Below are 25758 nucleotides of genomic sequence, written 5' to 3' on the forward strand. Positions count from 1 at the left end.
GGGCGGCCGATGCGAACATCCGTGCCGCACGGTTGTGCCGTGCAGAGTGCTTGCACGTTTGTGCACGTACCGGTTCTACAAGTTGTCGAAGTGGAGTCCGAGGCGCTAGCGTTGGGGTGTCCCAAGGGCTGTGACACCTGATGTATCCGTTCCACAGGAAGCAACTGACGTGCACGAACAGCGCGCGGCCACCCGTCTCGGAATCGCCGCATGAACGACCTCCTCGATCCGCTCCTCCTGTCGCGGTGGCAGTTCGGTCTGACGACCATCTACCACTTCCTCTTCGTCCCGCTGACGATCGGCATGGCGGCCGTGGTGGCCGTGTTCCAGACCGCCTGGTACCGGACCGGCCGCGCGCACTACCTGCAGTTGACGCGGTTCTTCGGGCGGATCTTCCTGATCAACTTCGCCATGGGTGTCGTGACGGGCATCGTGCAGGAGTTCCAGTTCGGCATGAACTGGTCGAACTACTCACGTTTCGTCGGTGACGTCTTCGGTGCACCGCTCGCGCTCGAGGGGATCCTGGCGTTCTTCTTCGAGGCGGCCTTCATCGGCATCTGGATCTTCGGCTGGGACCGCCTGCCCAAGGGCCTGCACCTGGCGAGCATCTGGTGCGTCAGCGCGGGCACGATCATGTCGGCGTACTTCATCATCGCCGCGAACGCGTTCATGCAGCACCCGGTCGGCTTCGCGATGAACGAAGCAAAGGGCCGTGCGGAGCTCACCGACATCTGGGCGGTGCTCGGCAACAAGGTCGCCCTGGCCGCCTTCCCGCACACGCTCTTCGCCTGCTTCATGGTCGCCGCGGCGGTCATCATCTCGGTCGCGGCCTACCACCTGGCCCGCAACCAGAACCTCGAGACGATGATGCCGGCGCTCAAGTTCGGCATGTGGACGATGCTCGCGGCGGGGGCGCTGACCGTCCTGACCGGCGACCAGCTCGGACTGACGATGGTCGACACGCAGCCGATGAAGATGGCGGCGGCCGAGGCGCTGTACAACACCGCGACCGGCAAGGACGCCTCGTTCTCGATCTTCACGCTCGGCACCCCCGACGGCGTGCACGAGCTGTTCTCGATCCGGGTGCCGTACCTGCTGTCGTTCCTGTCGACGCACACGTTCAACGGCACGGTCGAGGGCATCAACGACCTGCAGGCGCAGTACACGCAGGTGTACGGCCCCGGCGACTACAAGCCGATCATCTGGGTCACTTACTGGTCGTTCCGCTGGATGATCGCCCTCGGTGTCGGCGCGGTCATGGTCTCGCTGGTCGGGCTGTGGCTGACCCGCAAGGGCCGGTTCCCGACGCAGCGCTGGGTGTGGCGCATCGCCACCTGGACGGTGCCGCTGCCGATGGCCGCGATGATCGTCGGCTGGGTCTTCACCGAGATGGGCCGCCAGCCGTGGCTCGTGTTCGGGCTGCTCCAGACGAAGGACGGTGTGTCGCCGAACGTGACCGGGCTCGAGGTCCTCATCTCGCTGCTGGTCTTCACCCTGATCTACGGCTCGCTGGCCGTCGTCGAGTTCAAGCTCATCAAGAAGGTCGCGCAAGAGGGGCCCGCCGACCCGGACGAGGTCGACGAGGAGACCGGCGAGGTCAAGCACGAAGTGACGGTCTACTAGAAATGGACGCTGCCTGATGGATCTCCCCGTTCTCTGGTTCGCGATCGTCGGCGTCTTCTTCGTCGGCTACTTCGTCCTCGACGGATTCGACTTCGGTGTCGGTATGTCCCTGCCGTTCCTCGGCAAGGACGACACCGACCGTCGGGTCCTGATCAACACCATCGGCCCGGTCTGGGACCTCAACGAGACCTGGGTCATCGTCGCCGGGGCCTGCCTGTTCGCGGCGTTCCCGGAGTGGTACGCCACGATGTTCTCCGGGTTCTACCTGGCGCTGCTGCTCATCCTCGCTGCACTCATCGTCCGAGGGGTGTCGTTCGAGTACCGGCACCAGAACAAGCACCTCGCGTGGAAGCGCCGCTTCGACCTCATGATCATCGTCGGCAGCGCCGTGCCGTCGTTCCTGTGGGGCGTCGCGTTCGGCAACGTCGTCCGTGGCGTCCCGATGGACGCCGGGCACAACTTCACCGGCACGATCTTCGACCTGCTCAACCCGTTCGCGCTGCTGACCGGTGTCGCGACGCTGCTGGTCTTCTTCACCCACGGGGTCGTCTTCGTCGCGCTGAAGACCGAGGGCGAGATCCGCGTCCGCGCAAAGCGCCTGGCGACCCGGGCCGGCATCGTCACGATCGTGGTCGGCGCCGTGTTCCTGGTGTCGATGGCCTTCGTCCGGGCCACCCCGGCCTCGTTGGTGCTCTCCGTGGTCGCCGCCCTGGCCCTGGTGCTCGCGGTGCTCTGCAACGCCTGGGGCAAGGAGGGGCGTGCCTTCACCCTGATGGCGATCACCATCGCCGCGATCGTGCTCGCGATGTTCACGGCGATCTTCCCCGACGTCATGCCGGCCTCGAACGACGTCGCGAACAGCCTGAACGTGTACAACGCCTCGTCCGGGTCGTACACGCTGACCGTGATGAGCTGGGTCGCGCTGATCTTCGTGCCCCTGGTCTTCGCGTACCAGGCCTGGACCTACTGGGTGTTCCGCAAGCGCGTCTCCCGCGCCCAGGTCACCGCGGCCGCGCACTAGGCGGACGACGATGAAGCCCCTCGACCCCCGACTCCTGCGGTTGTCCCGGACGGCGCGCGGTTTCATCGTCGCCGCCGCCGGCACGGGAGTCCTCCGCACGCTCGCGACCATCGCGATCGCGTGGGGGATCGCTGCGGCCGTCACCCTCGGGGTCGACGCCGTCCGCGACGGCAGGGTGCCAGCGGCGTTCGGGCAGGCGCTCGCGCTGCTCGGCGGGGCGTTCGTCCTGCGTGCGGTGGCCGCGTGGGCCACCGACGACCTGGCGGCCCGTGCTGCGGCGAAGGTGAAGAGCGAGATGCGGACGACGGTGCTCGCCCGCGCCGCCGAGCGCGGTCCGTCGTGGCTCGCCGGCCGGTCGAGCGCCGGCTTCGCCACGACGCTCGGCCCCGGGCTCGACGCCCTCGACGCCTACTTCGGCCGGTACCTGCCGCAGCTCGCGCTCACCGCGATCGCGACGCCGATGCTCCTGGTGGCGATCGGCCTCGGCGACCTGACGAGCGGGCTGATCATCCTGTTCGCCCTGCCGGTGATCCCGGTCTTCATGATCCTGATCGGCCTGGCGACGCAGTCGCTGCAGCGGAAGCAGTCGGACGCCCTCGCGAAGCTCGGTGCCGCCTTCACCGAAGCCGTCGAGGGGCTCGCCACGCTCAAGGTCTTCGGCCGTGCACGCCGCCAGGTAGGTCGCATCGCGGCGGTCACCGACGAGTACCGCCGCGGCACGATCGGCGTGCTCCGGCTGTCGTTCATGAGCGGCTTCGCGCTCGAGCTCGCCGCGAGCCTGTCCGTCGCACTGGTCGCCGTCTCGATCGGCATCCGCCTGGTGGACGGTTCACTCGGCCTCGGCGCCGCGATGTTCGTGCTCGTGCTCGCACCGGAGGCCTTCGCCCCCGTCCGCCAGGTCGGCGCCGACTTCCACGCCGCCCAGGACGGCGTCGAGGCCTCTGCCGCGGTGCTCGACGTGCTCGCCGACGACGAGGCCGCATCGTCGTCCGCGACCGGCAGCAGCGGGACCGACACGGACACCGCAGCACCCGCCACCGCGGTGGACGTCCGGGGGCTCGACGTCCGCGGGCTCACCGTCCGCCGACCCGACGTCGTGATCGGGCCGTTCGACCTGCACGCCGAGCCCGGCACCGTGGTCGTGCTGGCCGGCCCGAGCGGTTCCGGCAAGTCGAGCATCATCGCCGCACTCCGCGGCGTCCTGCCGCACGACGGCGTCGTCACCGTGCCCGGCCCGGCCGGTGCCTCCGTCGCCGAGCGCACCACGTGGGCCGACCAGCGGCCGCGTCTCGTCCGCGGGACGATCGCCGAGAACGTCGCGCTCAGCGCGACCCCCGACGACGCCGACGTGCGCACCGCTCTGGGCGACGCGGGGCTGGGACTCGACCCGGGCCTCCCGGTCGGCGCCGGTGGCAGCGGACTGTCCGGGGGCCAGGCACAGCGCGTCGCCGTCGCCCGCGCGCTCTACCGGGCGCGCCGCGAGCAGACCCCGCTCGTCCTGCTCGACGAGCCGACGTCCGCGCTGGACGCCGAGGCCGAGGCGCGGGTCATCGCGGCCGTTCGTGGCCTGGCGGCCGACGGCGCCGTCGTCGTGGTCGCCAGCCACCGACCCGCGGTCGTCGCCGCGGCGGACGTCCGCGTGGACGTCCGCGCCGGCGGGTCCGTGACGGTCCGCAGGGGAGTGCGCGCATGAGCCGGGAGGCCCGTGGTGGCTCCGTCCTGCGGCTCGCGATGCCGCACGGGTCGGGTTGGGCGAAGGCGGTCGCCGCCGGATCGCTCAGCGCGCTCTGCGCCGTGGCGCTCCTCGCCGCGAGCGGCTACCTGATCACCCGCGCCGCCGAGCACCCGCCGATCCTGTACCTGACACTCGTGATGGTCGGCGTGCGCGCCTTCGCGCTCGGGCGAGCCGTGCTGCGCTACGTCGACCGGCTCGCCGGGCACGACGCCTCGTTCCGGCAACTGGCCGTGGTGCGGACGGAGATGTACCGGCGGCTCGCGTCGATCGCGCCCGCCGGACTCGGACGGACCGGACGCGGCGACCTCATGACGCGGCTGGTGACCGACACGGACCGGCTGCAGGACCTGCCGATCCGCGTCGTCGGCCCGCTCGTCTCCGCCGGGGTCGTCGCGGTGCTGTCGGTCGTCGCCGTGGCGCTCGTGTCGGTGCCGGCGGCGCTCGTGCTCGTCCTCGCGCTGGCGGTCGCGGCCCTGGTCGGCACGATCGTCACCCGGGTGATCGCCGAGCGCTCGGACCGCGAGACCGCCGCCGACCGGGGCAGGGTCGCGGACCTCGTGCTCGACACCGTCCGGACGCTCGACGTCTTCGCCGCGTACGGCACCCTCGACGAACGGCTCGCGCACATCGCCCGGCTCGACGCCGGCGTCACCCGGGCCGTCCGGCGCCGTGGCACGGTCGAGTCGCTCGTCGGTGCCCTGGTCGGCCTGGTCGGTGGCGGTGCCGTGATCGGGACCCTGGCCGTCGGCGCGCCTGCCGTGGTGTCCGGGGCGCTCGACGGTCCGCTCTGGGCTCTGGCGGTCTTCGTCCCGCTCGCGCTCTTCGAGGTCGTCGGGACCGTCCCGCTCGCCGTCCTGACGCTCCGACGGGTGCGTGCTGCGGCCGACCGGGTGGAGCAAGTGGTGCCCGCCGAGGTGCCCGACGGCATCGTCCCCGAGCCGGACGAGGACGCCGACCCGGCGTCGCTCGTGGTCGAGGGCGCGGTCACACTCGCCGTCCACGACCTGACCGTCCGCTGGCCGGGGGCGGCTGAGCCCGCGGTCGACGGGATCTCGTTCACGCTCGCCCCCGGCGAGGTCGTCGTGATCCAGGGGCCGAGTGGTGCCGGCAAGTCGACCCTGGTCGACGCGCTCGTCCGGTTCGTGGAGCACGAGGGGTCCTACACGCTCGACGGCGTCGAGGCGAAGACGATGCACCCGGACGCGGTGCGGGCCCGGGTCGGCCTGATCGAACAGGACCCGTTCGTGTTCGACCAGTCGGTGCGGCAGAACCTGCTCTTCGCCCGTGAGACCGCGACCGACGACGAACTGCTCGCCGTGCTCGACCGGGTCGGCCTGGGGGACTGGGTCGTCCGGCGCGGCGGGCTGGACGCCTCGGTCGGGGAACGCGGCGTGCTCGTGTCCGGCGGCCAGGCACACCGGCTCGCGCTCGCCCGCGCGCTGCTGCACGCGTTCCCGGTGCTGGTGCTCGACGAACCGACCGCCGACGTCGACCCGGACCTCGGCGACACCGTGCTGCGCGACCTCGTCACCACGGCCCGCGCGGCGGGTCGGACGGTCGTCATCGTGTCGCACGTCCCGGTGGCACCGGACCTGGTCGACCGCACCCTGCGGATGCGGGACGGACGCCTGCTCGCCGGGTGAGCCGACGGGCGGACGCGGGACGGGCCCGGCGGCTTGTATCGTTGACGTCCGTGACCACCGAGCAGCACGCCGAGGACCCGAACGCCTACGACTTCCGTCGTATCCAGGAGAAGTGGCAGCCCCGCTGGGAAGAGCTCGGGCTCTTCACCACCGACCTCGACGACACCCGTCCGCGCAAGTACATCCTCGAGATGTTCCCGTACCCGTCCGGCGACCTGCACATGGGGCACGCCGAGAACTGGGCGCTCGGTGACTTCGTCGCGCGGTACTGGCGGCAGCAGGGCTTCAACGTGCTGCACCCGATCGGCTGGGACTCGTTCGGCCTGCCCGCCGAGAACGCGGCGATCAAGCGCGGGGTGGACCCGAAGGACTGGACCTACGCGAACATCGAGCAGCAGAAGGCGTCCTTCAAGCGCTACGCGCCGTCGTTCGACTGGACCACCGAGATCCACACCTCGGACCCCGAGTACTACAAGTGGAACCAGTGGCTGTTCCTGAAGATGTACGAGAAGGGCCTGGCGTACCGCAAGGACAGCTGGGTGAACTGGGACCCGGTGGACCAGACCGTGCTGGCGAACGAGCAGGTCCTGCCCGACGGCACCTCGGACCGCTCCGGCGCCGTCGTCGTGAAGAAGAAGCTCACGCAGTGGTACTTCAAGATCACCGAGTACGCCGACCGGCTGCTCGACGACCTGAACCAGCTCGAGGGGCGGTGGCCGGCGAAGGTCATCGCGCAGCAGCGCAACTGGATCGGCCGTTCGGTCGGTGCCGACGTCGACTTCGTGATCGAGGGCCGCGACGAGCCCGTCACGGTGTTCACCACTCGTCCGGACACGATCCACGGGGCGACGTTCCTGGTGGTGGCCCCCGACTCGGACCTGGCTGCCGCGCTGGTTGCCGACCCGTCCGTGCCGTCCGCCGTCCGTGACGACTTCGACGCCTACCTGACGGCGACGCAGAAGACGTCCGAGATCGACCGGCAGAACGCCGACCGCCCGAAGACCGGCGTGCCGCTCGGTCGGTCCGCGATCCACCCGCTGACGGGGGAACGCCTGCCCATCTGGGCCGCCGACTACGTGCTCGCCGACTACGGTCACGGTGCGGTGATGGCCGTGCCCGCGCACGACCAGCGCGACCTCGACTTCGCGCGGGCGTTCGACCTGCCCGTCAAGGTGGTCGTCGACACGAACGCCGCCGTCACCGGGGCGATCCCGGTCATCCCCGAGGGCGCGACGCTCGACGACTTCGACGTGCCGACCCTCGACCCGGTCGCCACCGGCGAAGCGCTGACCGGTCAGGGGCGGATGATCAACTCCGGGCCGCTCGACGGCATGTCGAAGCAGCACGCCATCACCGCTGCCATCGCCCTGCTCGAGGAGCGCGGCACCGGTCGTGCCGCCAAGACCTACCGGCTGCGCGACTGGCTCATCTCGCGCCAGCGCTTCTGGGGCACCCCGATCCCGATCATCCACGGTGCCGACGGCTCCGAGCACCCGGTGCCCGAGGACCAGCTGCCGATCGTGCTGCCGGACACCGAGGGGCTCGACCTCAAGCCGAAGGGCACGTCCCCGCTCGGCGGCGCGACCGACTGGGTGAACGTGCCGAACCCCGTCGACGGCACCCCGGCGCTCCGCGACACCGACACGATGGACACCTTCGTCGACTCGTCGTGGTACTTCCTGCGGTTCCTGTCGGCGAACGACGACACCCAGGCGTTCGACCCGGCAGCCGCACGCCGCTGGGCTCCGGTCGACCAGTACATCGGCGGCATCGAGCACGCGATCCTGCACCTGCTCTACGCCCGCTTCGTCACGAAGGTGCTCTTCGACCTCGGGTACCTCGACTTCACCGAGCCGTTCTCGGCACTGCTCAACCAGGGCATGGTGCTGTCCGGTGGCTCGAAGATGTCGAAGTCGAAGGGCGGCGTCTCGCTCGGCGACGAGCTCGACGCGAACGGCGTCGACGCCATCCGCCTGGTGATGGGATTCGCCGGCCCGCCGGAGGACGACATCAACTGGGAGGACGTCTCGCCGTCCGCCTCGGCTCGGTTCCTGGCGCGGGCGTACCGCCTGGCGCTCGACGTCACGTCCGCACGCGACGTCGTGTGGGCCGATGGCGACCGGGCACTCCGCCAGGTCACGCACCGGTTCCTCGCCGACGCCCCGGGGATGATGGAGTCGTTCAAGTTCAACGTCGTGATCGCGCGACTGATGGACCTGGTCAACGTCACCCGCAAGGCGATCGACAGCGGCCCCGGTGCCGGAGACCCCGCCGTGCGTGAGGCCGTCGAGACGATCGCGCTCGGCCTGAGCGTCTTCGCGCCGTACACCGGCGAGGAGATGTGGGAGAAGCTGGGCTACGAGGCCACCGTCGCCACGTACGGCTGGCGGAAGGCCGACCCGACGCTGCTCGTGCAGGAGACCCTGACGGCCGTCGTGCAGGTCAACGGCAAGGTGCGTGACTCGTTCGAGGTGTCGAAGTCGATCGAGGCGGATGAGCTCGAGCAGCTCGCACGGTCGTCGGCGAACGTGCAGCGGTACATCGGTGACCGCGAGATCGTGAAGGTGATCGTCCGCGCGCCGAAGCTCGTGAACATCGCCATCAAGGGGTAGCGACCGTCGCTGGCGTCGTCCCTCCACAGCAGGGGCGTTCGCGGCACCCGTCCACGGGTGTCGCCTCCGGAGCCCGGCCGATCGGCCGGGCTCCGTAGCGTTCGGGGCATGTCCTCCCCGCCGTCTCCCGGACCCTGGTGGTCCCGTCTCGCCTTGTCACCGCGGGCCGCCGTGGTGCTGGCGGCGGTCGTGGTGGTGGTCGCCGTCGTCGTGGTGTTCGTCGGGGCGATGGCGTCGGGCGGCGGCAGCGGGGGCACCGACGGAACCGGAGGGGTCGTCGTGCGTGGGGCACCCACGTCCGGCGCGGGTGGGGCATCGGGTGCGCCATCGCCGTCAGCCGGAGATGCTGCCGGTGCTCTGCCGTCCGGGCCGGGTGCCGGACGGGTCGTGGTGCACGTGCTCGGGGCGGTACAGCGGAGCGGTGTGGTCGAGCTGCCGGCATCGAGCCGCGTCGGGGACGCGCTCGAACGTGCCGGTGGGGCCGCGGACGACGCCGACCTCGACCGCCTGAACCTTGCCCGGGTGCTGACGGACGGCGAGCGGTTGTACGTGCCGCGGCTCGGGCAGCAGGAGGTGCCGGAGGCGCTCGGGCCGGCGGCAGACGGTGCTGGCGCCGGGCGGGCTGCCGCTGCCGGGGCCGCGGGCGGCGGTGGCGGTGGCGGTGCGGGTACCGGGGTTGAGGGGTCCGCCGTCGTCGACCTGAACGCCGCCGACCAGGCCGCACTCGAGACCCTGCCCGGGATCGGACCGGGGCTCGCTGGTCGGATCATCGCCTGGCGGGACGAGCACGGCCGGTTCACCGCGGTCGAGGACCTGCTCGACGTCAGCGGCATCGGGGACGTGCGGTTCGCCGAGCTCCGCGATCGTGTGCGGGTCTGAGGGGCGACGGTGCAGCTCGCGCCGAGTGCGATCGACCTGCGGGTCGCGGTGCCGGTCGCCGCCGCCTGGATCGCGACCGCCCTGCTCGTCGGCGTCCCCGACGTGGCACCCGTGGTCGGTGGGGCCACGGCGCTCCTGACCGGCGTCAGCGGCAGCGTGCTCCGGTCGCGTCGGGGCACCGGGATCGTGCCGGTCGTCGCCGGTCTGCTGCTCGTCGCGGGGGCACTGACGACGCTGCTCGCGGTGTCGGTCACCGTGGGGGAGTCCCGGCGGGCCCCGGAACCGCTGCGCGTGCTCGTCGCGGGTCCGGGGTCGGGGCACGTGGACGTCGAGGCCGTGCTGACCCGTGACCTCGTGCCGGGCGACCGCTCCGTCACCGCGACGCTGGTGCGCGCTGACGAGCTCGACGGGCTCCGGGTGCCGGTCCGACTCGTCCCCGACCAGCACGGCGACGCACCGGTCGCCGTGCTGGCGGCCGGAGCCCGGGTCACCGTGACCGCCGCCGTTCGGCCGGACGAGCCCGGTTCCGCGACCGCCTTCGTGGCGTTCCTGCGCGGGGCCCCGTCGTCGGTGCCGCCCGACGGACTGCTCGGCGCCACCGACACCGCGCGGCAGGCGTTCGTCCGGGCCACGGCCGACCTGCCACAGCCCGGAGCGGCGCTGCTGCGCGGACTCGCGATCGGGGACCGATCCGGCCTCGACCCGACGACCGAGGCGGCGATGGAGGCCTCCGCGCTGACGCACCTGACGGCGGTGTCCGGGGCGAACTGCGCGGTGGTGGTCGGGCTCGTCGTGGTCCTCGGCCGCGCCTGTGGCCTGCCGAGAGGCCCCCGGGCCGCGGCGGCCGTCGGCGTGCTCCTGGTGTTCGTCGTACTCGTGCGGCCCGACCCCTCGATCGTCCGGGCGACGGTGATGGCGATCGTGGTGCTCGCCGTGCACCTGGCCGGTCGACCGGTGCGGGGCGTCCCGCTCATCACCCTCGCCGCGGTCGGCATGCTCGTGGTCGACCCCTGGTTCGCACGGTCGTCCGCGTTCGCCCTGTCCGTGCTCGCCACGAGTGGGATCGTGGTGCTCGCCCCGCCGCTCACCGAGCTCCTGGCGCGTCGTGTGTGGCCGCCGGTCGCCGCCGCACTCGTGATCCCCGTCGCGGCGCAGGTGGCGTGTTGGCCGGTGACGATCCCGCTGTCGGCGACGCTCCCGACCTACGCGGTGCCGGCGAACCTGCTGGCGGAGCCGTTCGCGCCGGTCGTCACGGTGGTCGGGCTCGCCGCGTGTGGCCTCGCTCCGGTGTGGCCGGCGGGTGCGCAGGGGCTCGCGGCGGTCGCGTGGGTCCCGGCCGCCGCCGTCGGGAGCATCGCGCACGGGGCAGCGGCCTTGCCCTACGCCTCGGTACCCTGGCCGGCCGGCGTGCTCGGTGTGGCCGCCGCCGTGCTGGTGTGCGGTTGCATCGCGGTCGCGGTGCTGGTCCGGGGACGGCTCGGCTCCCGGTTGCTGCTCGCAGCAGGGGCGGTGGTCGTGGTCGGCGTCGCAGCGGTCACCGTCCCGGTGCTCGTCGTCCGGGGATCGGTGCCGGGGGACTGGTCGGTCGCCGCCTGCGACGTCGGGCAGGGGGACGCCGTGCTGCTCCGTGGCGACGACGCCGTCGCCCTCGTGGACACCGGCGACGACGAGGAGCGGCTCCGGGCGTGCCTGGACCTGCTCGGGGTCGCCCGGGTCGACCTGCTCGTCCTGACGCACTTCGACCGCGACCACGTCGGCGCGGTGCGCGCTGTGGCCGGCGCAGTCGAGACCGCCCTGGTCGGACCGGTGGGCCGTGCGTCGGACGAGCGGGTGGTCGACGACCTCCGACGTGCCGGTGTCGACGTCCGGACGGCCGACGACCGGGTCTCCGGAACCCTCGGACCGCTCGCCTGGCGCGTGGTGTGGCCACCGGGCGACGACCGTGCCGCCGGCAACGACGCGAGCATCGTGCTCACCACGGGGCCGGCGGACGGAGACTCCTGCCCGGCGTGCCTGACCGGGGTCTTCCTCGGCGACCTGGGGGAGTCGTCACAGCGCCGGCTCCGGGACTCCGGGGAGCTGCCGGTGGGGCCGATCGACGTCGTGAAGGTGGCGCACCACGGCTCGGCGGACCAGGACCCGCAGCTCTACCGGGGGCTCACGGCGCGTGTCGGGCTCATCGGCGTCGGGGCGGACAACACCTACGGACACCCGACGGCATCGGCCCTCGGCACGCTCGAGGCCGCGGGCACGCTGCCGCTCCGCACGGACGAGCGCGGCACCGTGGTGCTCGCTCGCTCCGGCAGCGACGAGGTGCGGGTGTGGACGGAGCGCTCGTCGTCGGCGGCCGCCCGTAGGATCGTCGGTGCACCACTCGACCCGGCACCGTCCGGGCCGGCACCACCGGAAGGACCACATGGCCGCCAAGAAGCCCGCGCGCGCCGCAGCGAAGATCGACCAGGTGCCCTGGTCGGGGATCCGTCCGGCGCCCGTCGTGCTCATCACCGGGCCCGAAGCGTTCCTCGCCGACCGCGCCCGTGGTGTGCTGAAGGACCTGCTGCAGGGCGAGGACCCCGCGCTCGAGGTGCACGACCTCGAAGCCGACCAGTACGCCCCCGGGCTCCTCGCCACCCTCGCCAGCCCGTCGCTGTTCGGCGAGCCGCGGCTCGTGCAGGTCACGAACGTCGAGAAGTGCACCGACGCCTTCATCACCGAGACGATCGCGTACCTGCAGGCCCCCGCAGACGACGTGACCCTGGTGCTCCGGCACGGGGGTGGCGTGCGCGGCAAGAAGCTCCTCGACACGATCCGCAGCGGTGTCGGCGGCGGGGTCGAGGTACTGTGCGACGAACTCAAGCGCGAGACCGACCGCATCGACTTCGTGAACGCCGAGTTCCGCGCCGCGCGACGGCGCATCGCGCCGTCCGCGGTCCGGACCCTGGTGACCGCGTTCGCCGACGACCTCGCCGAACTCGCCGCCGCGTGCCGACAGCTCCTGGCGGACGAAGCCGAGGAGATCACCGACAAGGTCGTCGACAAGTACTACGGCGGTCGCGTCGAGACGAACGCGTTCAAGGTCGCTGACATCGCCCTCGCGGGTCGGTCGGCGCCGGCGATCGTCGAGCTGCGGCACGCCCTGGCCACCGGCGAGGCACCCGTGCCGATCGTCGCCGCGTTCGCGAGCAAGATCCGCACGATGGCGAAGGTCAGCGCCTTCCGGGGTCCGAGCGGGCAGGCGGCCTCGGCGCTCGGCATGGCGCCGTGGCAGGTGCAGCGCGCGCAGCGAGACGTCGCCGGGTGGAGCGAGTCCGGGCTGGCGAACGCGATCATCAGCATCGCCGAGGCGGACACCGCGGTGAAGGGTGGCTCGCGCGACGCGCACTACGCGCTCGAGGTCATGGTCCGCACCATCGCCCGACGCGGCGAGCCCCGCTGAGGCGAGTCGGGCCTCCCGGCTGTCCCTCGCGCCTGTCAGCCGGCACATCGTGAGCAGAGATGGTCGGGTGTGCCGCCGCGACCCGACCGTTTCTGCTCACGGAACGCACCCGACGCAACGCACCCCGACGCAGCGCACGAGACGCAGCGAACCCCGCGCACGACGAAGGCCCCGCACCGACGGTGCGGGGCCTTCGAGACCAGAAGGGTCAGGACGTCAGAGCGACGAGACCTTCTTCGCGATGGCCGACTTGCGGTTCGCGGCCTGGTTCTTGTGGATGACACCCTTGCTCACGGCCTTGTCGAGCTTCTTCGACGCGAGGGCCAGGGCGGCAACGGCCTTGTCCTTGTCACCGGCGGCGACGGCGTCGTTGGCACGACGGATGTGCGTCTTGAGCTCCGACTTGTAGGCCTTGTTGCGCTCGGTGGCCTTGAGGTTGGTCTTGATGCGCTTGATCTGCGACTTGATGTTCGCCATGAATTGCTCCTGCTCGTCTCGTACGGGTGGGCGCGACCGCAGGGTAGAGGGGCCCGTGGTCGCATCGCGTTCCACCCGTGGGCGGGGAACGCGGAAGCCAGCCACCAACACTACCAGGCAAGCGGGCTGCCACCAAAGCACGAAACACCGCCGGATCGGCAGGAGCCTGCGGTCGACCGCGGGCGAAACCCGGCGGCAACACGCACCGGATACCGTGACGGACATGCCCTCCCTCGCACCGCGCATCGACACCGTGCCCGCCTCCGGCATCCGGAGGGTCTTCGAGCAGGCGGCCCTGCTGCAGTCGAGCGGCACCGACGTCACGATGCTCGTCATCGGCGAGCCGGACGTCCCGGTGGCGCCGCACATCGGTGAGGCGGCCCGTCGCGCCTGGACCGAGGACCGCACCGGGTACACCCCGAACGGTGGGATCGGGCCCCTGCGCGAAGCCGTCCGCGACAAGCTCCGCCGCGAGAACCGGATCGAGGCCGACCTCGAGCAGATCTGGATGACGATCGGCGCGACCCAGGCGCTGTTCCAGGCGATGACGTTGACGCTCAGTCCGGGCGACGAGGTCCTCGTGCCGGACCCCGGATACACGACGTTCACGATGAACGCGCACATCATCGGGGCGACCCCGGTGCCGTACCGGTTGGAGCCGCAGCACGGGTTCGAGCCCGACCTGCAGGCCCTCGAGGCGAGCGTCACCGAACGCACCCGTGTCCTGGTCGTCAACTCGCCGTCGAACCCGCTCGGCTCCGTCTTCGGCGAGGAGACCCTGCGTGCGCTCCTGGCCTTCGCGAAGCGGCACGACCTCTGGGTCATCAGCGACGAGGTCTACGAGTACTTCACCTACGGCACCCGGCACGTCAGCCTGGCGGCGCTCGACGAGGACGACCGCGTGTTCTCGGCGTTCTCGCTCAGCAAGACGTACGCGATGACCGGCGTCCGCGTCGGCTACCTCGTCACCCCGAAGGGGCTCGGCGCGACGATGCGGACCACGCAGGAGGCCATGATCAGCTGCGTCGCCGAACCCGACCAGTACGCGGCACTCGCGGCGATCGTCGGGGACCACTCCGCGGTGCGCGACGCTCGGGAGCACTACCGCGCGAACCTCGAGGTCGCGAAGGAGACGCTCGACGCCGCCGGCATCCGGTACCTCGACCCGCGCGGCGCGTTCTACCTGTGGATCGACATGTCGCACGCGTCCGACGGGGACATCGCCGAGTGGGCGCTGGGGTTCCTGCAGCGTGAGCGGGTCGCCGTCGCACCGGGCAGCGCCTTCGGACGCACCGGCGAGGGGTGGATCCGCGTGTGTCTCGCAGCCACCGCGGACGACCTCCGGCGCGGCCTCGGCGCACTGCCGGCTCCGGCGCACGTCGCCGTCTGACGCTCGGAGCGTGCGGCCGGGAGGCCCGCCCCGCGTCCGCCACGCATCGCTCCGTGCGAGGTCTGATCGCGTTCCGTGCCCGGTTCCGGATTCCGTGCGAGGTCCCGCTCCTCGCACGGAATCGGGAACACCGCACGACGGAACGGCGTCGCACGGTGCGACGCACGCACGAACTCGCATCGTGCGAGCTGCGCTGCGCTGCGCTGCGCTGCGCTGCGCTGCGCTGCGCTGCGCGACGCCGGCACGCAAGCGTGGGAGACTGTTGCGACCGTCCGACCCACCTGAGGAACCGTGAGCCCACAAGCATCCGCTCCGCTGGAGCCCGCAGCGACCCCGGCCGACGCGATCCGCAACTTCTGCATCATCGCGCACATCGACCACGGCAAGTCGACGCTGGCCGACCGCATGCTGTCGATCACCGGCATCGTCGAGGACCGCGCGATGCGTGCGCAGTACCTCGACCGCATGGACATCGAGCGCGAGCGCGGCATCACGATCAAGTCGCAGGCCGTGCGCATGCCGTGGGAGCTCGACGGTGAGACCTTCGCGCTGAACATGATCGACACCCCGGGGCACGTCGACTTCTCGTACGAGGTCTCGCGTTCCCTGGCCGCGTGCGAGGGCGCGATCCTGCTCGTCGACGCCGCCCAGGGCATCGAGGCGCAGACGCTCGCGAACCTGTACCTGGCGCTCGAGAACGACCTCGAGATCATCCCGGTCCTCAACAAGATCGACCTCCCGGCTGCCGAGCCGGACAAGTACGCCGCCGAGCTCGCGCAGCTCATCGGTGGCAAGCCCGAGGACGTCCTCCGGGTGTCCGGCAAGACCGGCGTCGGCGTGCCCGAGCTCCTCGACCTGGTCGTCCGTCGCGTGCCGGCCCCCGTCGGCGACGCCGAGGCCGCGCCCCGCGCGATGATCTTCGACTCGGTCTACGACAGCTACCGCGGTGTCGTCACCTACGTCCGCATGATCGACGGCACCATCGCGCCCCGCGAGAAGGTCCAGATGATGTCGACCAAGTCGACGCACGAGATCCTGGAGATCGGGGTCTCGAGCCCGGAGCCGAAGCCCACGAAGGGGCTGTCCGTCGGCGAGGTCGGCTACCTGATCACCGGTGTGAAGGACGTCCGCCAGTCCAAGGTCGGCGACACCGTCACGAGTGCACAGAAGCCCGCGACCGAGCCGCTGTCCGGCTACACCGACCCGAAGCCGATGGTGTTCTCGGGCCTGTACCCGATCGACGGCAGCGACTACCCCGTGCTCCGCGAAGCCCTCGACAAGCTCAAGCTCTCCGACGCCGCACTGGTCTACGAGCCGGAGACCTCGGTCGCGCTCGGTTTCGGGTTCCGCTGCGGGTTCCTCGGGCTGCTGCACCTCGAGATCATCACCGAGCGACTGTCCCGCGAGTTCGGGCTCGACCTCATCACCACGGCCCCGAGCGTGATCTACGAGGTCACGACCGAGGACAACGCCGTGACCGAGGTCACGAACCCCTCGGAGTTCCCGACCGGGCGCATCGTCGAGGTCCGCGAGCCGATGGTCCGCGCCGCGATCCTGGCGCCGAAGGACTACGTCGGCGCGATCATGGAGCTCTGCCAGCAGCGCCGCGGCTCCCTGCTCGGCATGGAGTACCTCGGCGAGGACCGCGTCGAGATCCGCTACGAGATGCCCCTCGGCGAGATCGTCTTCGACTTCTTCGACCAGCTGAAGAGCAAGACCCAGGGCTACGCGTCGCTCGACTACGAGCCCACCGGCGACCAGGCCGCCGACCTCGTCAAGGTCGACATCCTGCTGCAGGGCGACCAGGTCGACGCCTTCAGTGCGATCGTGCACCGCGACAAGGCGTACGCCTACGGCACGCTCATGACGGAACGGCTGCGCAAGCTCATCCCGCGTCAGCAGTTCGAGGTGCCGATCCAGGCCGCGATCGGCGCCCGCATCATCGCCCGCGAGAGCATCCGCGCGATGCGCAAGGACGTCCTGGCGAAGTGCTACGGCGGTGACATCACCCGCAAGCGCAAGCTCCTCGAGAAGCAGAAGGAGGGCAAGAAGCGCATGAAGACCATCGGTCGGGTCGAGGTCCCGCAGGAAGCCTTCATCGCGGCGCTCTCCGGCGACGTCGAAGAGAAGAAGAAGTAGCGCCGGGTCAGCCGGTCCGGCGGGCGCGAGCCCGCAGCGCGGCCAGGCAGAGGGCCGGGAGGCTCGCTGCGGCCAGTCCGGCCAGTGCGGTCCGCAGGATGGCCCAGTGGGCAGCCGCGTCGAAATCGGTCTGCTCGCCGGAGGCCACTCCGGCGACCACGGCCCCGACGACCATCGCGAGCGTCACGACCGCGAGGGCCAGCGGCAGCCGACGGCCGCGGTGACGCCGCACCGCCGACACCAGTGCCGCACCGAACAGCAGCACCCCGGCGCCGGCGCAGCTCGCTCCGACTGCGGCGATGACGTTCGCGGTGTCGAAGCCGTTCCACGCCTCGGGGGCGACCGCGACGGTCGCGTACCGGGCGGGTGACGCCGCGGCGGACGTGGTCACGTCCACCAGCACCCGGGCGGTCGCCGCCACGCCGAACGCGACGAGCGCGAGCGCGGCGAGGACGGCGGTCCGGCGGTCGACGGACCGCGAGCGGGCAGGGGTGGGGCGGGGCACCTGCTGACGATAGCCGTGGGGTGGGCGGTTGTCGGGCCTCCAGTTCGGGGTGCACGGCCGGTGGGCCGGTCCGACGGAGGTGAGCGCGGATCGGTTCGATCCCGGGTGGTCCGCCCAAGTACGATGGCGGCATGAGCATCCGCGGGAGCTACCGGACCGCCCTGACGTACGGCGCGGTGGGGGCGACCCAGGCGTCGGACCTCATGACCTACCCGCCGGAGGGATTCACACCGGCCGAGTCGCGCGCGCGGATCGGACACGGCGACCAGCGGTTCGAGACCGCCGTCGTGCAGGCGCTCACGTGGCAGATCCAGGAGCGCAGCGGAGTGCGCGTGCGCGTCGAGGAGCAGCCGGACGACGACGAGGTCCGGTACAACCCGGTCACCTTCGACGACGACGGGGTGCCGATCGCCCCGGCGTCCATCGGGACGCCCCGGGTCGAGAAGTTCGCACCAGACGGCACCCCGCTGCTGACGGCGGGCACGAGCGCGACGCTGACGATCCACGCGTTCGGGCAGACCGTGCAGGCACCGGTTCGCGTCGTGTCGATCATCGACGAGCACGACCGCAAGGGCTTCGCGTACGGCACGCTCGAGGGGCACCCCCTGTCCGGCGAGGAGTCGTTCGTCGTCGAGCGCACTCCGGACGGCTCGGTGTGGCTGCAGGTCCGGCAGTTCTCGCAGCCGGCGAGCCGGAAGTGGCGCTTCGTCGCGCCGTTCGTGCGGCGGCAGCAGAAGGTCATGGCGGAGAAGTACCTGGCGGCGCTGCGGGGCGACTAGGCGTCGCTCGCGGTCGCGGTCGCTCCCGCTCTTCAGCGGAGCGGCGGGAGTGCGGCGATCGCGTCCTCGATGAGGGCGGCGTCCTGCTGGCAGTCGCGCGCGACCGTCACGGCGTTCGTGTGCCGGAGCGCGTCGACGTCGTAGACACCCGTCGCCACCGCCAGGAAGGGGATGCCCGCCGCGTCGGCGGCCTCGCCGTCCCGCGGGGTGTCGCCGACGATGACCGCCCGGGTACCGACCAGTTCGGCGGCAGCACGTCGGGTGACCCCGGCGCGGTCCACCTCGGTGTCGCCGAAGTACGAGTGCTCCCAGTCGAAGACGTCGGCGTCGAACCCGGCGCCGGTGAGCTTCACCCGGGCGCGGTACTCGGAGTTGCCGGTGAGCAGGCCGTTGTGCCACCCGAGTTCGGCGAAGCGGGTCAGGAGCGCCTTCGCCCCGGGGACGGGGCTGCGGTGGTCGCCGGAGGCGTGCCGTTCGGTAGTCAGGTCGTGCAGGTGGCGGCTGACCGTGGGGATCAGGGTGTCCTCGAACGCGTGGGCGCGCACGTGCTCGGCGATGAGCCCGGCGTCGGTCCGGCCGTGCTGGTGCCCGACCCGGAGGGTGAGGTCGCGGCCCACCGCCCGCTCGAGGGCGAGGTGGTAGAGGTTGCCCGGGGACGACGCGTTCATCACGAGGGTGCCGTCGATGTCCCACAGGACCGTGGTGGGGACGGGATGGTGCTCCATGGCTCCCATCATGACGGACAATGGACTCCATGCCGAGTGCTCTCCCGATCGCCGATCCAGCACCAGCGGACGGCCTGATCACCCCGTGGGCGGCAGCGGGCTCCGCTGCCGGGCCGGGGGCCGCTCCCGCCGCCGGCGACGTGCCCTTCGGCGTGTACGTGCACGTGCCGTTCTGCCGGGTGCGCTGCGGGTACTGCGACTTCAACACCTACACGGCGTCGGAGCTCCGCGGCGTCCGCCGTGACGACTACGCCGGGCACGCCGTGCGCGAGATCGAGTGGGCCGCGACCGTGCTCGACCGGTCCGGTGTGCCGCGGCGGCCGGTGTCGACCGTCTTCTTCGGCGGCGGCACCCCGACGATGCTGCCGGCGTCCGACCTGGCGATGATCCTCCGAGCGATCGACGACACCTGGGGCATCCTGCCCGGGGCCGAGGTCACCACCGAGGCGAACCCGGACTCCGTCGACGCGGCGTCGCTCGAGACCCTGCGGGCCGGCGGCTTCAACCGGATCAGCTACGGCATGCAGTCCGCCGTGCCGCACGTGCTCGCCACGCTCGACCGCACGCACGACCCGCTCCGGGTCCCCGTCGTCGTCGACCTCGCGAAGCAGCAGGGACTCGACGTCTCGCTCGACCTCATCTACTCGACGCCGGGGGAGTCCCTCGCCGACTGGCGGACCTCGCTCGACGCCGCGATCGCCTGCGGGCCCGACCACGTGTCGGCGTACTCGCTCATCGTCGAGGACGGCACCGCGATGGGTCGCATGGTCGCCCGCGGCGAGCTCCCCGCCCCCGACGACGATCTGGCCGCCGACATGTACGAGCTCGCCGACCAGGTGCTCGGCGACGCCGGCTACTCCTGGTACGAGGTGTCGAACTGGGCGCGCGGTGACGCGCACGCGAGTCGCCACAACCTGTCCTACTGGAAGGGTCACGACTGGTGGGGCGTCGGCCCCGGCGCGCACTCCGCCGTCGCCGGCACGCGCTGGTGGAACGTCAAGCACCCGGCCGCGTACGCGAACCGGGTGCTGTCGGGGGAGTCGCCGGCCGCCGGCCGCGAGACCATCGACGACGAGACGCGGTACGTCGAGCGACTGCTGCTGGCGGCGCGGGTCCGCGGGGAGCTCGCGACGAGCGAGATCCGACAGGAGGCCCGTGGCCGGGTCGCCGGCCTCATCGCACGCGGACTCGTGGACGGGTCGGCCGCGGTGCGGGGACGGATCGATCTGACCCTGCAGGGTCGCCTGCTCGCCGACGCGGTGGTGCGGGAGCTGCTCGACTGACGGTCGTGCGCACTGCTTGCTGCGCACTGCGCTCCGTTGCCGCTACTGCTTGATGAACTCGATCGAGAGCGGGTAGCGGTAGAACTGGCCCTGGTTCGCGGCGATCGCGGCCATGATGCTGAAGATCAGCGAAACGATCGCAGCGGCGAGGATGATCAGGAAGCCGACGCCGAACACCGACGTGAGCGAACCGACGAAGTACGCGATCGCCATCGTGATGTGGAAGTTCAGGGCGACGCGGGTGTGCTCGCGCACGAAGCCGCCGCGGTCGCGGAGGACCAGGTAGGCGACGAGCGGCACGACGACGGTGAAGAAGATGCCACCGATGTGGGTCAGCGTCGCCCACAGGCGTTGGTCCTCGGGGCGCATCGGCTGGGGCGGGATGTAGCCGGCGGGGTACTGCGGCCCGCCGGGGTACTGGGTCCCGCCGGGCTGCTGGGGGCCACCGGGTCCGTGGCCGTAGGGGCCGCCGGGCTGCTCGGGTCCGTGGCCGTCGGGCTGCTGTCCGTAGGTCATGGCGGAAGCGTATCGGCCGACCGCACGGAAGTCCCGGGCCGTCAGCGGTCGGGCGTAGGATCAGCAGTCGACACGTCCGAGTGCCAGGTCGATCGGGAAAGGAGGCGCTCGTGGTCAGTGAACGCAGCCTCGAGGTCCTCAAGGCCATCGTGCGCGACTACGTGGCGTCGCGTGAACCCGTCGGGTCGAAGACCATCGTCGAGCGGCACGCCTTCGGGGTCAGCGCCGCCACGATCCGCAACGACATGGCCCTGCTCGAGGACGAGCAGTTGATCGCGGCACCGCACACCTCGTCCGGCCGGGTGCCGACCGACAAGGGGTACCGCGTCTTCGTCGACCACCTGGCGGGTGCCCGTCCGCTCTCCAGTGCGCAGCGGCACGCCATCGAGACCTTCCTCGGCGCCCCGAACGACCTCGACGAGGTCCTCGGGCGCACCGTCCGGCTGCTCAGCCAGCTCACCAACCAGGTCGCCCTGGTGCAGTACCCCTCGATGGTGCGCGCCCGGGTGCAGCACGTCGAACTCGTCCGGCTCGGTGACGCGCGGTTGATGGTGGTGCTCATCACCGACACCGCCCGCGTCGAACAGCGGGTGGTCGAGACCGACGTCCCGCTCGACGAAGGCTCGCTGGGCGAACTCCGCACCGTGGTGAACGGCGCGACCGTGGGGCTCCTGCTGCAGGACGTCCCGACCGCGCTCCGAGCCGTGCCGCAGCAGCTGCGCCCCGACGCCCAGACGCTCGGCGGTGTCGTCGTCGCCACGCTCATCGAGCAGGTCGCGGCGAACCGGCAGGACCGCCTGCTGATGGCCGGTGCGGCGAACCTGGCGAAGAGCGAGCAGGACTTCTCCGGCGGCCTCTTCCCGGTGCTCGAAGCGATCGAGGAACAAGTCACCCTGCTCCGGTTGTTCGGGGAGATGCAGGTGGACGACATCGCGGTGGCGGCCAGCATCGGCGTCGAGAACGCCGAGTACGGGCTCGACGCCACGAGCATCGTCGCCGGCGGCTACCTGGCCGGCGGCGAGGTGGCCCGCCTCGGCGTCCTCGGACCGACCCGGATGGACTACGGCACGAACATGGCGGCCGTCCGCGCCGTCGCCCGCTACCTGTCCAAGCTCCTGGGCGAACACTGACCAACCGACCGAACCCAACCGACTGAGGGATACGTGGCAGACCACTACGACGTCCTCGGCGTCCAGCGAGACGCCTCCGATGCCGACATCAAGAAGGCCTACCGCCGCCTGGCGCGTGAGCTCCACCCGGACGTGAACCCGGCACCCGACGCCGCCGAGCGCTTCAAGGACGTGACGCACGCGTACGACGTGCTGAGCGACCCCGAGCAGCGACGCCGGTACGACGCCGGGCCGCAGGCCGACAGCCCCTTCGGTGGTGGCGCCGGTGGCTTCAGTGACATCTTCGACGCCTTCTTCGGTGGCGGCGGTGGCGGCGGCCGTGGGTCGGGCCCGCGCAGCCGTGCCGAGCGCGGCCAGGACGCCCTGCTCCGCATCGAGGTCGACCTCGACGAGGTCGTCTTCGGTACCCACAAGGACGTCGAGGTCGACACGGCGGTGCTGTGCGATACCTGCCACGGCTCCTGCTGCGCACCGGGCACCAGCCCGCGTACGTGCGACATCTGCGGTGGCTCCGGGCACATCCAGCGCCAGGTCCGCTCGCTCCTGGGCAACGTGGTGACGAGCGCCCCGTGCGGCACCTGCCGCGGGTACGGCACGGTCATCCCGAGCCCCTGCCCGACCTGCCAGGGTCAGGGCCGCGTCCGCGCGCGTCGCACCGTGCCGGTGGACGTCCCCGCCGGCGTCGACTCCGGCCTGCGCCTGCAGATGCCCGGCCAGGGCGAGGTCGGTCCGGCCGGCGGCCCGTCCGGCGACCTGTACCTCGAGATCCGCGTGCGCCACGACGACGTCTTCAGCCGTGACGGCGACGACCTGCTGGCGACGCTCGAGGTCGGCATGACCGACGCCGTCCTGGGCACGACCACCACGATCGACGGTCTCGACGGTCCGGTCGAGCTGGAGATCCGACCGGGTGTGCAGAGTGCCGACGTCCTCGTCATCAAGGACCGCGGCATCACGAAGCTGCGCGGGAACGGTCGCGGCGACCTGCGGGTCGGCGTGCAGGTCGTCACCCCGACCAAGCTGTCCCACAAGGAACGGCAGCTGGTCGAGCAGCTCGCGAAGTCGCACAAGACCACCGCTCCGCAGCTCGCCCGGTTCCAGCAGGGCATGTTCGGCAAGCTCCGCGACCGGTTCTTCAACCACTGATGGCGTCGTTGTACCTCGTCGACTCGCTGGACGGCGTCGCGGTCGGTGACCCGGTGTCGCTCGACGGGGCCGAGGGCCGGCACGCGGTCTCAGTCGCGCGTGTCCGGGTCGGCGAGGTCCTGCGCATCGCCGACGGACGGGGCACCGTGGTGTCCGGTCCGGTCACGGCGCTCGGCAAGGACACCCTGGAGCTCGCGGTCGAGACCGTCGAGCACCAGGATGCGCCGCGCCCGTCGCTGACGCTCGTGCAGGCCCTGGCCAAGGGCGGCCGTGACGAGATGGCGGTGCAGGCGGCGACCGAGATCGGCGTCGACCGGGTCGTGCCGTGGTCGGCCGCGCGCAGCGTCTCCCGGTGGGACGGCGCGAAGGTCGAGAAGGGCCGTGCGCGGTGGGCCGCGATCGCGCACGAGGCGGCGAAGCAGGCGATCCGTCCGCGCGTGCCCGTCGTCGCGCCGCTGGTGACGACCGGACAGATCGTGTCCGCGCTCGGTGACGGGACCACCCTCGTCCTGCTCGACCCGACCGCGACCGTGCGACTCGCCACCTGGGAACCTCCGCCGGACGCCGAGGACATCGCCCTCGTCGTCGGCCCCGAAGGCGGCATCGACGGCGCGGAGCTCGACCGGCTCGAGGCCGCGGGTGCCGTGCGGGTCCGACTCGGTGACAGCGTGCTCCGCACGTCCACCGCCGGACCGGCCGCACTCGCTGTCCTGCAGGCGCGACTGGGTCGCTGGTGAGCCGGACCACGCCGTCGGGCGCGTCCTACGATGGAGCCATGAGCAGCAGCACGCCCAGCGTCTTCTCCAAGATCATCGCGCGCGAGATCCCGGCGACCATCGTCGCCGAGGACGACCGTGTGATCGCGATCGAGGACATCGCCCCGAAGGCCCCCGTCCACGTGCTCGTCGTCCCCAAGACCGAGCAGTACGCGAACGTCGGCGAACTCGCAGCGGGCGACCCCGACCTGTTGGCCCACGTCGTCGCCACCGCGCAGCGGATCGCCGACGAGCGTGCCGACGGCCAGTTCCGACTCGTCTTCAACACCGGCGAAGCCGCCGGTCAGACCGTGTTCCACGTGCACGCGCACGTACTCGCAGGTGAACTGCAGGAAGGCACCCTTGCCGGTTAACGAACCCGTACAGCCCACCGCCGCCGAGGACGAGACCGTCTCGGTCTCGCTCCAGGTCGACGGCATCGCCATGGTGCAGCTGCTCGGCCCCCAGGACCGTCTGCTCAAGACCGTCGAGCGCCAGTACCCGGGCGTCCGGGTCGTCGTCCGTGGCAACGAGGTCACGCTGACCGGGCCGGAGCGCGACGTCGCCCGCGCGAAGGCGCTCGTCGACGAGCTCGTCGGCATGGTCAGGCGCGGGCAGGAGATCGGCCCGGCCGACATCCCGATGTCGGCACGGATCCTCGACGACGACCGCAAGCCGTCCGACACCTTCGGCACCCCGATCGTGTCGAGCCGCGGCAAGTCCGTCCGCCCGAAGACCGACGGGCAGCGTGCGTACGTCGACGCCATCGACGAGCACACCATCACGTTCGGCATCGGTCCGGCCGGTACCGGCAAGACGTACCTGGCGATGGCCAAGGCCGTGCAGGCGCTGCAGCGGCGCGAGGTCAACCGGATCATCCTCACCCGTCCCGCGGTCGAGGCCGGCGAGCGGCTCGGCTTCCTGCCGGGCACCCTGACCGACAAGATCGACCCGTACCTGCGCCCGCTCTACGACGCCCTGAACGAGATGATGGACCCGGAGCTGGTCCCGAAGCTCCTGGCGGCCGGCACCGTCGAGGTGGCCCCGCTGGCCTACATGCGCGGCCGGACGCTCAACGACTCCTTCGTGGTGCTCGACGAGGCGCAGAACACCACGCCCGAGCAGATGAAGATGTTCCTGACCCGGCTCGGGTTCGGCTCGAAGATGGTCATCACCGGTGACATCACCCAGGTCGACCTGCCGGGCAACGTCTCCGGTCTCCGGCTCGTGACCCGCATCCTCGACCAGGTCGAGGACATCCACTTCGCCCGCCTCGGCAGCGAGGACGTGGTCCGCCACACCCTCGTCGGCCGGATCGTCGACGCGTACACGGTCTACGACGAGGAGCGCCTCGCCGAGCAGGCCGGGCAGCGCCCCGGTGGCCGTGGCACCGCCCCGGTCGGCAACCCCGACGGCGCCAACCGCGCCGAACGCAGGGGACGCCCGCCGCAGGACCGCGCACGACCCCCCTACCCCCAGAACGACGCCCGAGGAGGCACCCGGTGAGCATCGAGCTCAACAACGAGTCCGGCGTCGAGGTGGACGAGGCCGCGATCCAGCGGCTCGCCGCCTTCGCCCTCGACGCGATGCACGTCCACGCCGACGCCGAGCTCGCGATCGTGCTGGTCGACGAGGGCGCCATGGAGCAGCTGCACGTGCGGTGGATGGACGAGCCCGGCCCGACGGACGTCCTGAGCTTCCCGATGGACGAGCTGCGTCCCGGCACGGAGGACGACCCCACGCCGGCCGGGCTGCTGGGCGACATCGTGCTCTGCCCGCAGGTGGCCGAGGAGCAGGCGAAGACCGCCGGGCACTCGAGCACCGACGAGATGCTGCTGCTCACCTGCCACGGCATCCTGCACCTGCTCGGCTTCGACCACGCCGAGCCCGACGAGAAGGCCGAGATGTTCGGCATCCAGGGCGAGATCCTGACCGCCTTCGCCGCCCAGCACCGAGGGCGGTAG

General features: G+C 71.5%; 21 protein-coding genes and 1 pseudogene. 18 read left to right on the plus strand and 4 right to left on the minus strand.

Going from position 1 to position 25758, the window contains the following annotated elements; genetic code table 11:
- Positions 1 to 210 precede the first annotated feature (210 nt).
- The 8 genes and pseudogenes from Q9R26_RS14275 (at position 211) to holA (ending at position 12949) form a co-directional block, all read left to right on the plus strand.
- Positions 211 to 1623: a cytochrome ubiquinol oxidase subunit I gene (locus tag Q9R26_RS14275; RefSeq protein WP_027465275.1), complete on the plus strand. Its 1413-nt coding sequence runs from the start codon at positions 211 to 213 to the stop codon at positions 1621 to 1623.
- Between the two features lie 16 nt (positions 1624 to 1639).
- Positions 1640 to 2644, plus strand: a complete 1005-nt coding sequence (gene cydB / locus Q9R26_RS14280; protein ID WP_259577551.1) for a cytochrome d ubiquinol oxidase subunit II — start codon at positions 1640 to 1642, stop codon at positions 2642 to 2644.
- A 10-nt stretch (positions 2645 to 2654) separates the two neighbouring features.
- Complete coding sequence (gene cydD / locus Q9R26_RS14285; RefSeq protein ID WP_311227637.1) at positions 2655 to 4337, plus strand: thiol reductant ABC exporter subunit CydD; 1683 nt, start codon at positions 2655 to 2657, stop codon at positions 4335 to 4337.
- Positions 4334 to 6022: a thiol reductant ABC exporter subunit CydC gene (cydC, locus tag Q9R26_RS14290; protein ID WP_259577554.1), complete on the plus strand. Its 1689-nt coding sequence runs from the start codon at positions 4334 to 4336 to the stop codon at positions 6020 to 6022. The genes cydD and cydC overlap by 4 nt, the downstream gene beginning before the upstream one ends.
- A 50-nt stretch (positions 6023 to 6072) precedes the next feature.
- A complete protein-coding gene (gene leuS / locus Q9R26_RS14295; protein WP_182066658.1) occupies positions 6073 to 8634 on the plus strand; it encodes a leucine--tRNA ligase in 2562 nt (853 codons plus the stop codon).
- A 153-nt stretch (positions 8635 to 8787) separates the two neighbouring features.
- On the plus strand, positions 8788 to 9513 hold the full coding sequence (locus Q9R26_RS14300; RefSeq protein ID WP_311227638.1) for a ComEA family DNA-binding protein: 726 nt from the start codon (positions 8788 to 8790) through the stop codon (positions 9511 to 9513).
- 570 nt (positions 9514 to 10083) lie between these two features.
- A pseudogene (locus tag Q9R26_RS18630) lies at positions 10084 to 11331 on the plus strand (ComEC/Rec2 family competence protein); the annotation flags it as partial.
- 598 nt (positions 11332 to 11929) lie between these two features.
- On the plus strand, positions 11930 to 12949 hold the full coding sequence (gene holA / locus Q9R26_RS14305; RefSeq protein ID WP_311227743.1) for a DNA polymerase III subunit delta: 1020 nt from the start codon (positions 11930 to 11932) through the stop codon (positions 12947 to 12949).
- 216 nt (positions 12950 to 13165) lie between these two features.
- On the opposite strand, the gene rpsT is transcribed toward holA, so the two are convergent.
- Positions 13166 to 13426 carry a 30S ribosomal protein S20 gene (gene rpsT, locus Q9R26_RS14310; RefSeq protein ID WP_017886662.1) on the minus strand — a complete coding sequence of 87 codons (261 nt, stop codon included), beginning with the start codon at positions 13424 to 13426 and terminating at the stop codon, positions 13166 to 13168.
- Positions 13427 to 13649: 223 nt separating this feature from the next.
- Here rpsT and Q9R26_RS14315 point away from each other — a divergent pair, with 223 nt between their 5' ends.
- Together Q9R26_RS14315 and lepA are read left to right on the plus strand one after the other, a co-directional pair.
- A complete protein-coding gene (locus Q9R26_RS14315) occupies positions 13650 to 14816 on the plus strand; it encodes an aminotransferase class I/II-fold pyridoxal phosphate-dependent enzyme (protein WP_311227639.1) in 1167 nt (388 codons plus the stop codon).
- A gap of 291 nt (positions 14817 to 15107) precedes the next feature.
- Complete coding sequence (gene lepA / locus Q9R26_RS14320) at positions 15108 to 16955, plus strand: translation elongation factor 4 (protein WP_209134703.1); 1848 nt, start codon at positions 15108 to 15110, stop codon at positions 16953 to 16955.
- A 7-nt stretch (positions 16956 to 16962) separates the two neighbouring features.
- Here lepA and Q9R26_RS14325 read toward each other — a convergent pair whose 3' ends face one another.
- Complete coding sequence (locus Q9R26_RS14325) at positions 16963 to 17460, minus strand: hypothetical protein (protein WP_259577558.1); 498 nt, start codon at positions 17458 to 17460, stop codon at positions 16963 to 16965.
- A gap of 131 nt (positions 17461 to 17591) precedes the next feature.
- On the opposite strand from Q9R26_RS14325, the gene Q9R26_RS14330 reads away from it, so the two are divergent.
- Complete coding sequence (locus Q9R26_RS14330; RefSeq protein ID WP_209134700.1) at positions 17592 to 18239, plus strand: DUF1990 family protein; 648 nt, start codon at positions 17592 to 17594, stop codon at positions 18237 to 18239.
- A 32-nt stretch (positions 18240 to 18271) separates the two neighbouring features.
- Here the strand turns inward: Q9R26_RS14330 and Q9R26_RS14335 are convergent, their stop codons facing one another.
- Complete coding sequence (locus Q9R26_RS14335; protein ID WP_182066652.1) at positions 18272 to 18964, minus strand: HAD family hydrolase; 693 nt, start codon at positions 18962 to 18964, stop codon at positions 18272 to 18274.
- 29 nt (positions 18965 to 18993) lie between these two features.
- Between Q9R26_RS14335 and hemW the strand changes: the two genes are divergently transcribed.
- Entirely contained in the window at positions 18994 to 20247 is a 1254-nt protein-coding gene (gene hemW / locus Q9R26_RS14340; RefSeq protein WP_311227640.1) for a radical SAM family heme chaperone HemW, read from the plus strand.
- 42 nt (positions 20248 to 20289) lie between these two features.
- Here hemW and Q9R26_RS14345 read toward each other — a convergent pair whose 3' ends face one another.
- A complete protein-coding gene (locus Q9R26_RS14345) occupies positions 20290 to 20763 on the minus strand; it encodes a DUF4870 domain-containing protein (RefSeq protein ID WP_311227641.1) in 474 nt (157 codons plus the stop codon).
- Positions 20764 to 20873: 110 nt separating this feature from the next.
- Here Q9R26_RS14345 and hrcA point away from each other — a divergent pair, with 110 nt between their 5' ends.
- Genes hrcA through ybeY form a run of 6 tightly spaced genes read left to right on the plus strand, consistent with a single transcriptional unit; the run spans position 20874 to position 25758 of the window.
- The gene (gene hrcA, locus Q9R26_RS14350; RefSeq protein ID WP_110860413.1) at positions 20874 to 21893 is read left to right on the plus strand and encodes a heat-inducible transcriptional repressor HrcA; all 1020 of its coding nucleotides are present in this window, start codon (positions 20874 to 20876) and stop codon (positions 21891 to 21893) included.
- Positions 21894 to 21926: 33 nt separating this feature from the next.
- Positions 21927 to 23039, plus strand: coding sequence for a molecular chaperone DnaJ (dnaJ, locus tag Q9R26_RS14355; protein WP_311227642.1), 1113 nt, complete (start codon positions 21927 to 21929; stop codon positions 23037 to 23039).
- Positions 23039 to 23776, plus strand: a complete 738-nt coding sequence (locus tag Q9R26_RS14360) for a 16S rRNA (uracil(1498)-N(3))-methyltransferase (RefSeq protein WP_182067049.1) — start codon at positions 23039 to 23041, stop codon at positions 23774 to 23776. The genes dnaJ and Q9R26_RS14360 overlap by 1 nt, the downstream gene beginning before the upstream one ends.
- Before the next feature lie 38 nt (positions 23777 to 23814).
- Complete coding sequence (locus tag Q9R26_RS14365; RefSeq protein ID WP_027465310.1) at positions 23815 to 24168, plus strand: histidine triad nucleotide-binding protein; 354 nt, start codon at positions 23815 to 23817, stop codon at positions 24166 to 24168.
- Positions 24158 to 25300, plus strand: a complete 1143-nt coding sequence (locus Q9R26_RS14370) for a PhoH family protein (protein WP_209134694.1) — start codon at positions 24158 to 24160, stop codon at positions 25298 to 25300. Before Q9R26_RS14365 ends, Q9R26_RS14370 begins: the two co-directional genes overlap by 11 nt.
- Positions 25297 to 25758: an rRNA maturation RNase YbeY gene (gene ybeY / locus Q9R26_RS14375; protein WP_017886675.1), complete on the plus strand. Its 462-nt coding sequence runs from the start codon at positions 25297 to 25299 to the stop codon at positions 25756 to 25758. The genes Q9R26_RS14370 and ybeY overlap by 4 nt, the downstream gene beginning before the upstream one ends.

It is taken from the genome of Curtobacterium sp. BRB10, assembly GCF_031844325.1.
In the GTDB taxonomy this organism is placed as follows: Bacteria; Actinomycetota; Actinomycetes; order Actinomycetales; family Microbacteriaceae; genus Curtobacterium; species Curtobacterium poinsettiae_A.

Bases quoted from the DNA above. Each gene is read 5' to 3' on its own strand.
- Q9R26_RS14365 (WP_027465310.1), top strand. From the start codon at position 23,815: ATGAGCAGCAGCACGCCCAGCGTCTTCTCCAAGATCATCGCGCGCGAG.
- cydC (WP_259577554.1), top strand. From the start codon at position 4,334: ATGAGCCGGGAGGCCCGTGGTGGCTCCGTCCTGCGGCTCGCGATGCCG.
- cydB (WP_259577551.1), top strand. From the start codon at position 1,640: ATGGATCTCCCCGTTCTCTGGTTCGCGATCGTCGGCGTCTTCTTCGTC.
- Q9R26_RS14275 (WP_027465275.1), top strand. From the start codon at position 211: ATGAACGACCTCCTCGATCCGCTCCTCCTGTCGCGGTGGCAGTTCGGT.
- Q9R26_RS14315 (WP_311227639.1), top strand. From the start codon at position 13,650: ATGCCCTCCCTCGCACCGCGCATCGACACCGTGCCCGCCTCCGGCATC.
- Q9R26_RS14360 (WP_182067049.1), top strand. From the start codon at position 23,039: ATGGCGTCGTTGTACCTCGTCGACTCGCTGGACGGCGTCGCGGTCGGT.
- Q9R26_RS14345 (WP_311227641.1), bottom strand. From the start codon at position 20,763: ATGACCTACGGACAGCAGCCCGACGGCCACGGACCCGAGCAGCCCGGC.
- Q9R26_RS14330 (WP_209134700.1), top strand. From the start codon at position 17,592: ATGAGCATCCGCGGGAGCTACCGGACCGCCCTGACGTACGGCGCGGTG.
- rpsT (WP_017886662.1), bottom strand. From the start codon at position 13,426: ATGGCGAACATCAAGTCGCAGATCAAGCGCATCAAGACCAACCTCAAG.
- Q9R26_RS14335 (WP_182066652.1), bottom strand. From the start codon at position 18,964: ATGGAGCACCATCCCGTCCCCACCACGGTCCTGTGGGACATCGACGGC.
- cydD (WP_311227637.1), top strand. From the start codon at position 2,655: ATGAAGCCCCTCGACCCCCGACTCCTGCGGTTGTCCCGGACGGCGCGC.
- hemW (WP_311227640.1), top strand. From the start codon at position 18,994: ATGCCGAGTGCTCTCCCGATCGCCGATCCAGCACCAGCGGACGGCCTG.
- holA (WP_311227743.1), top strand. From the start codon at position 11,930: ATGGCCGCCAAGAAGCCCGCGCGCGCCGCAGCGAAGATCGACCAGGTG.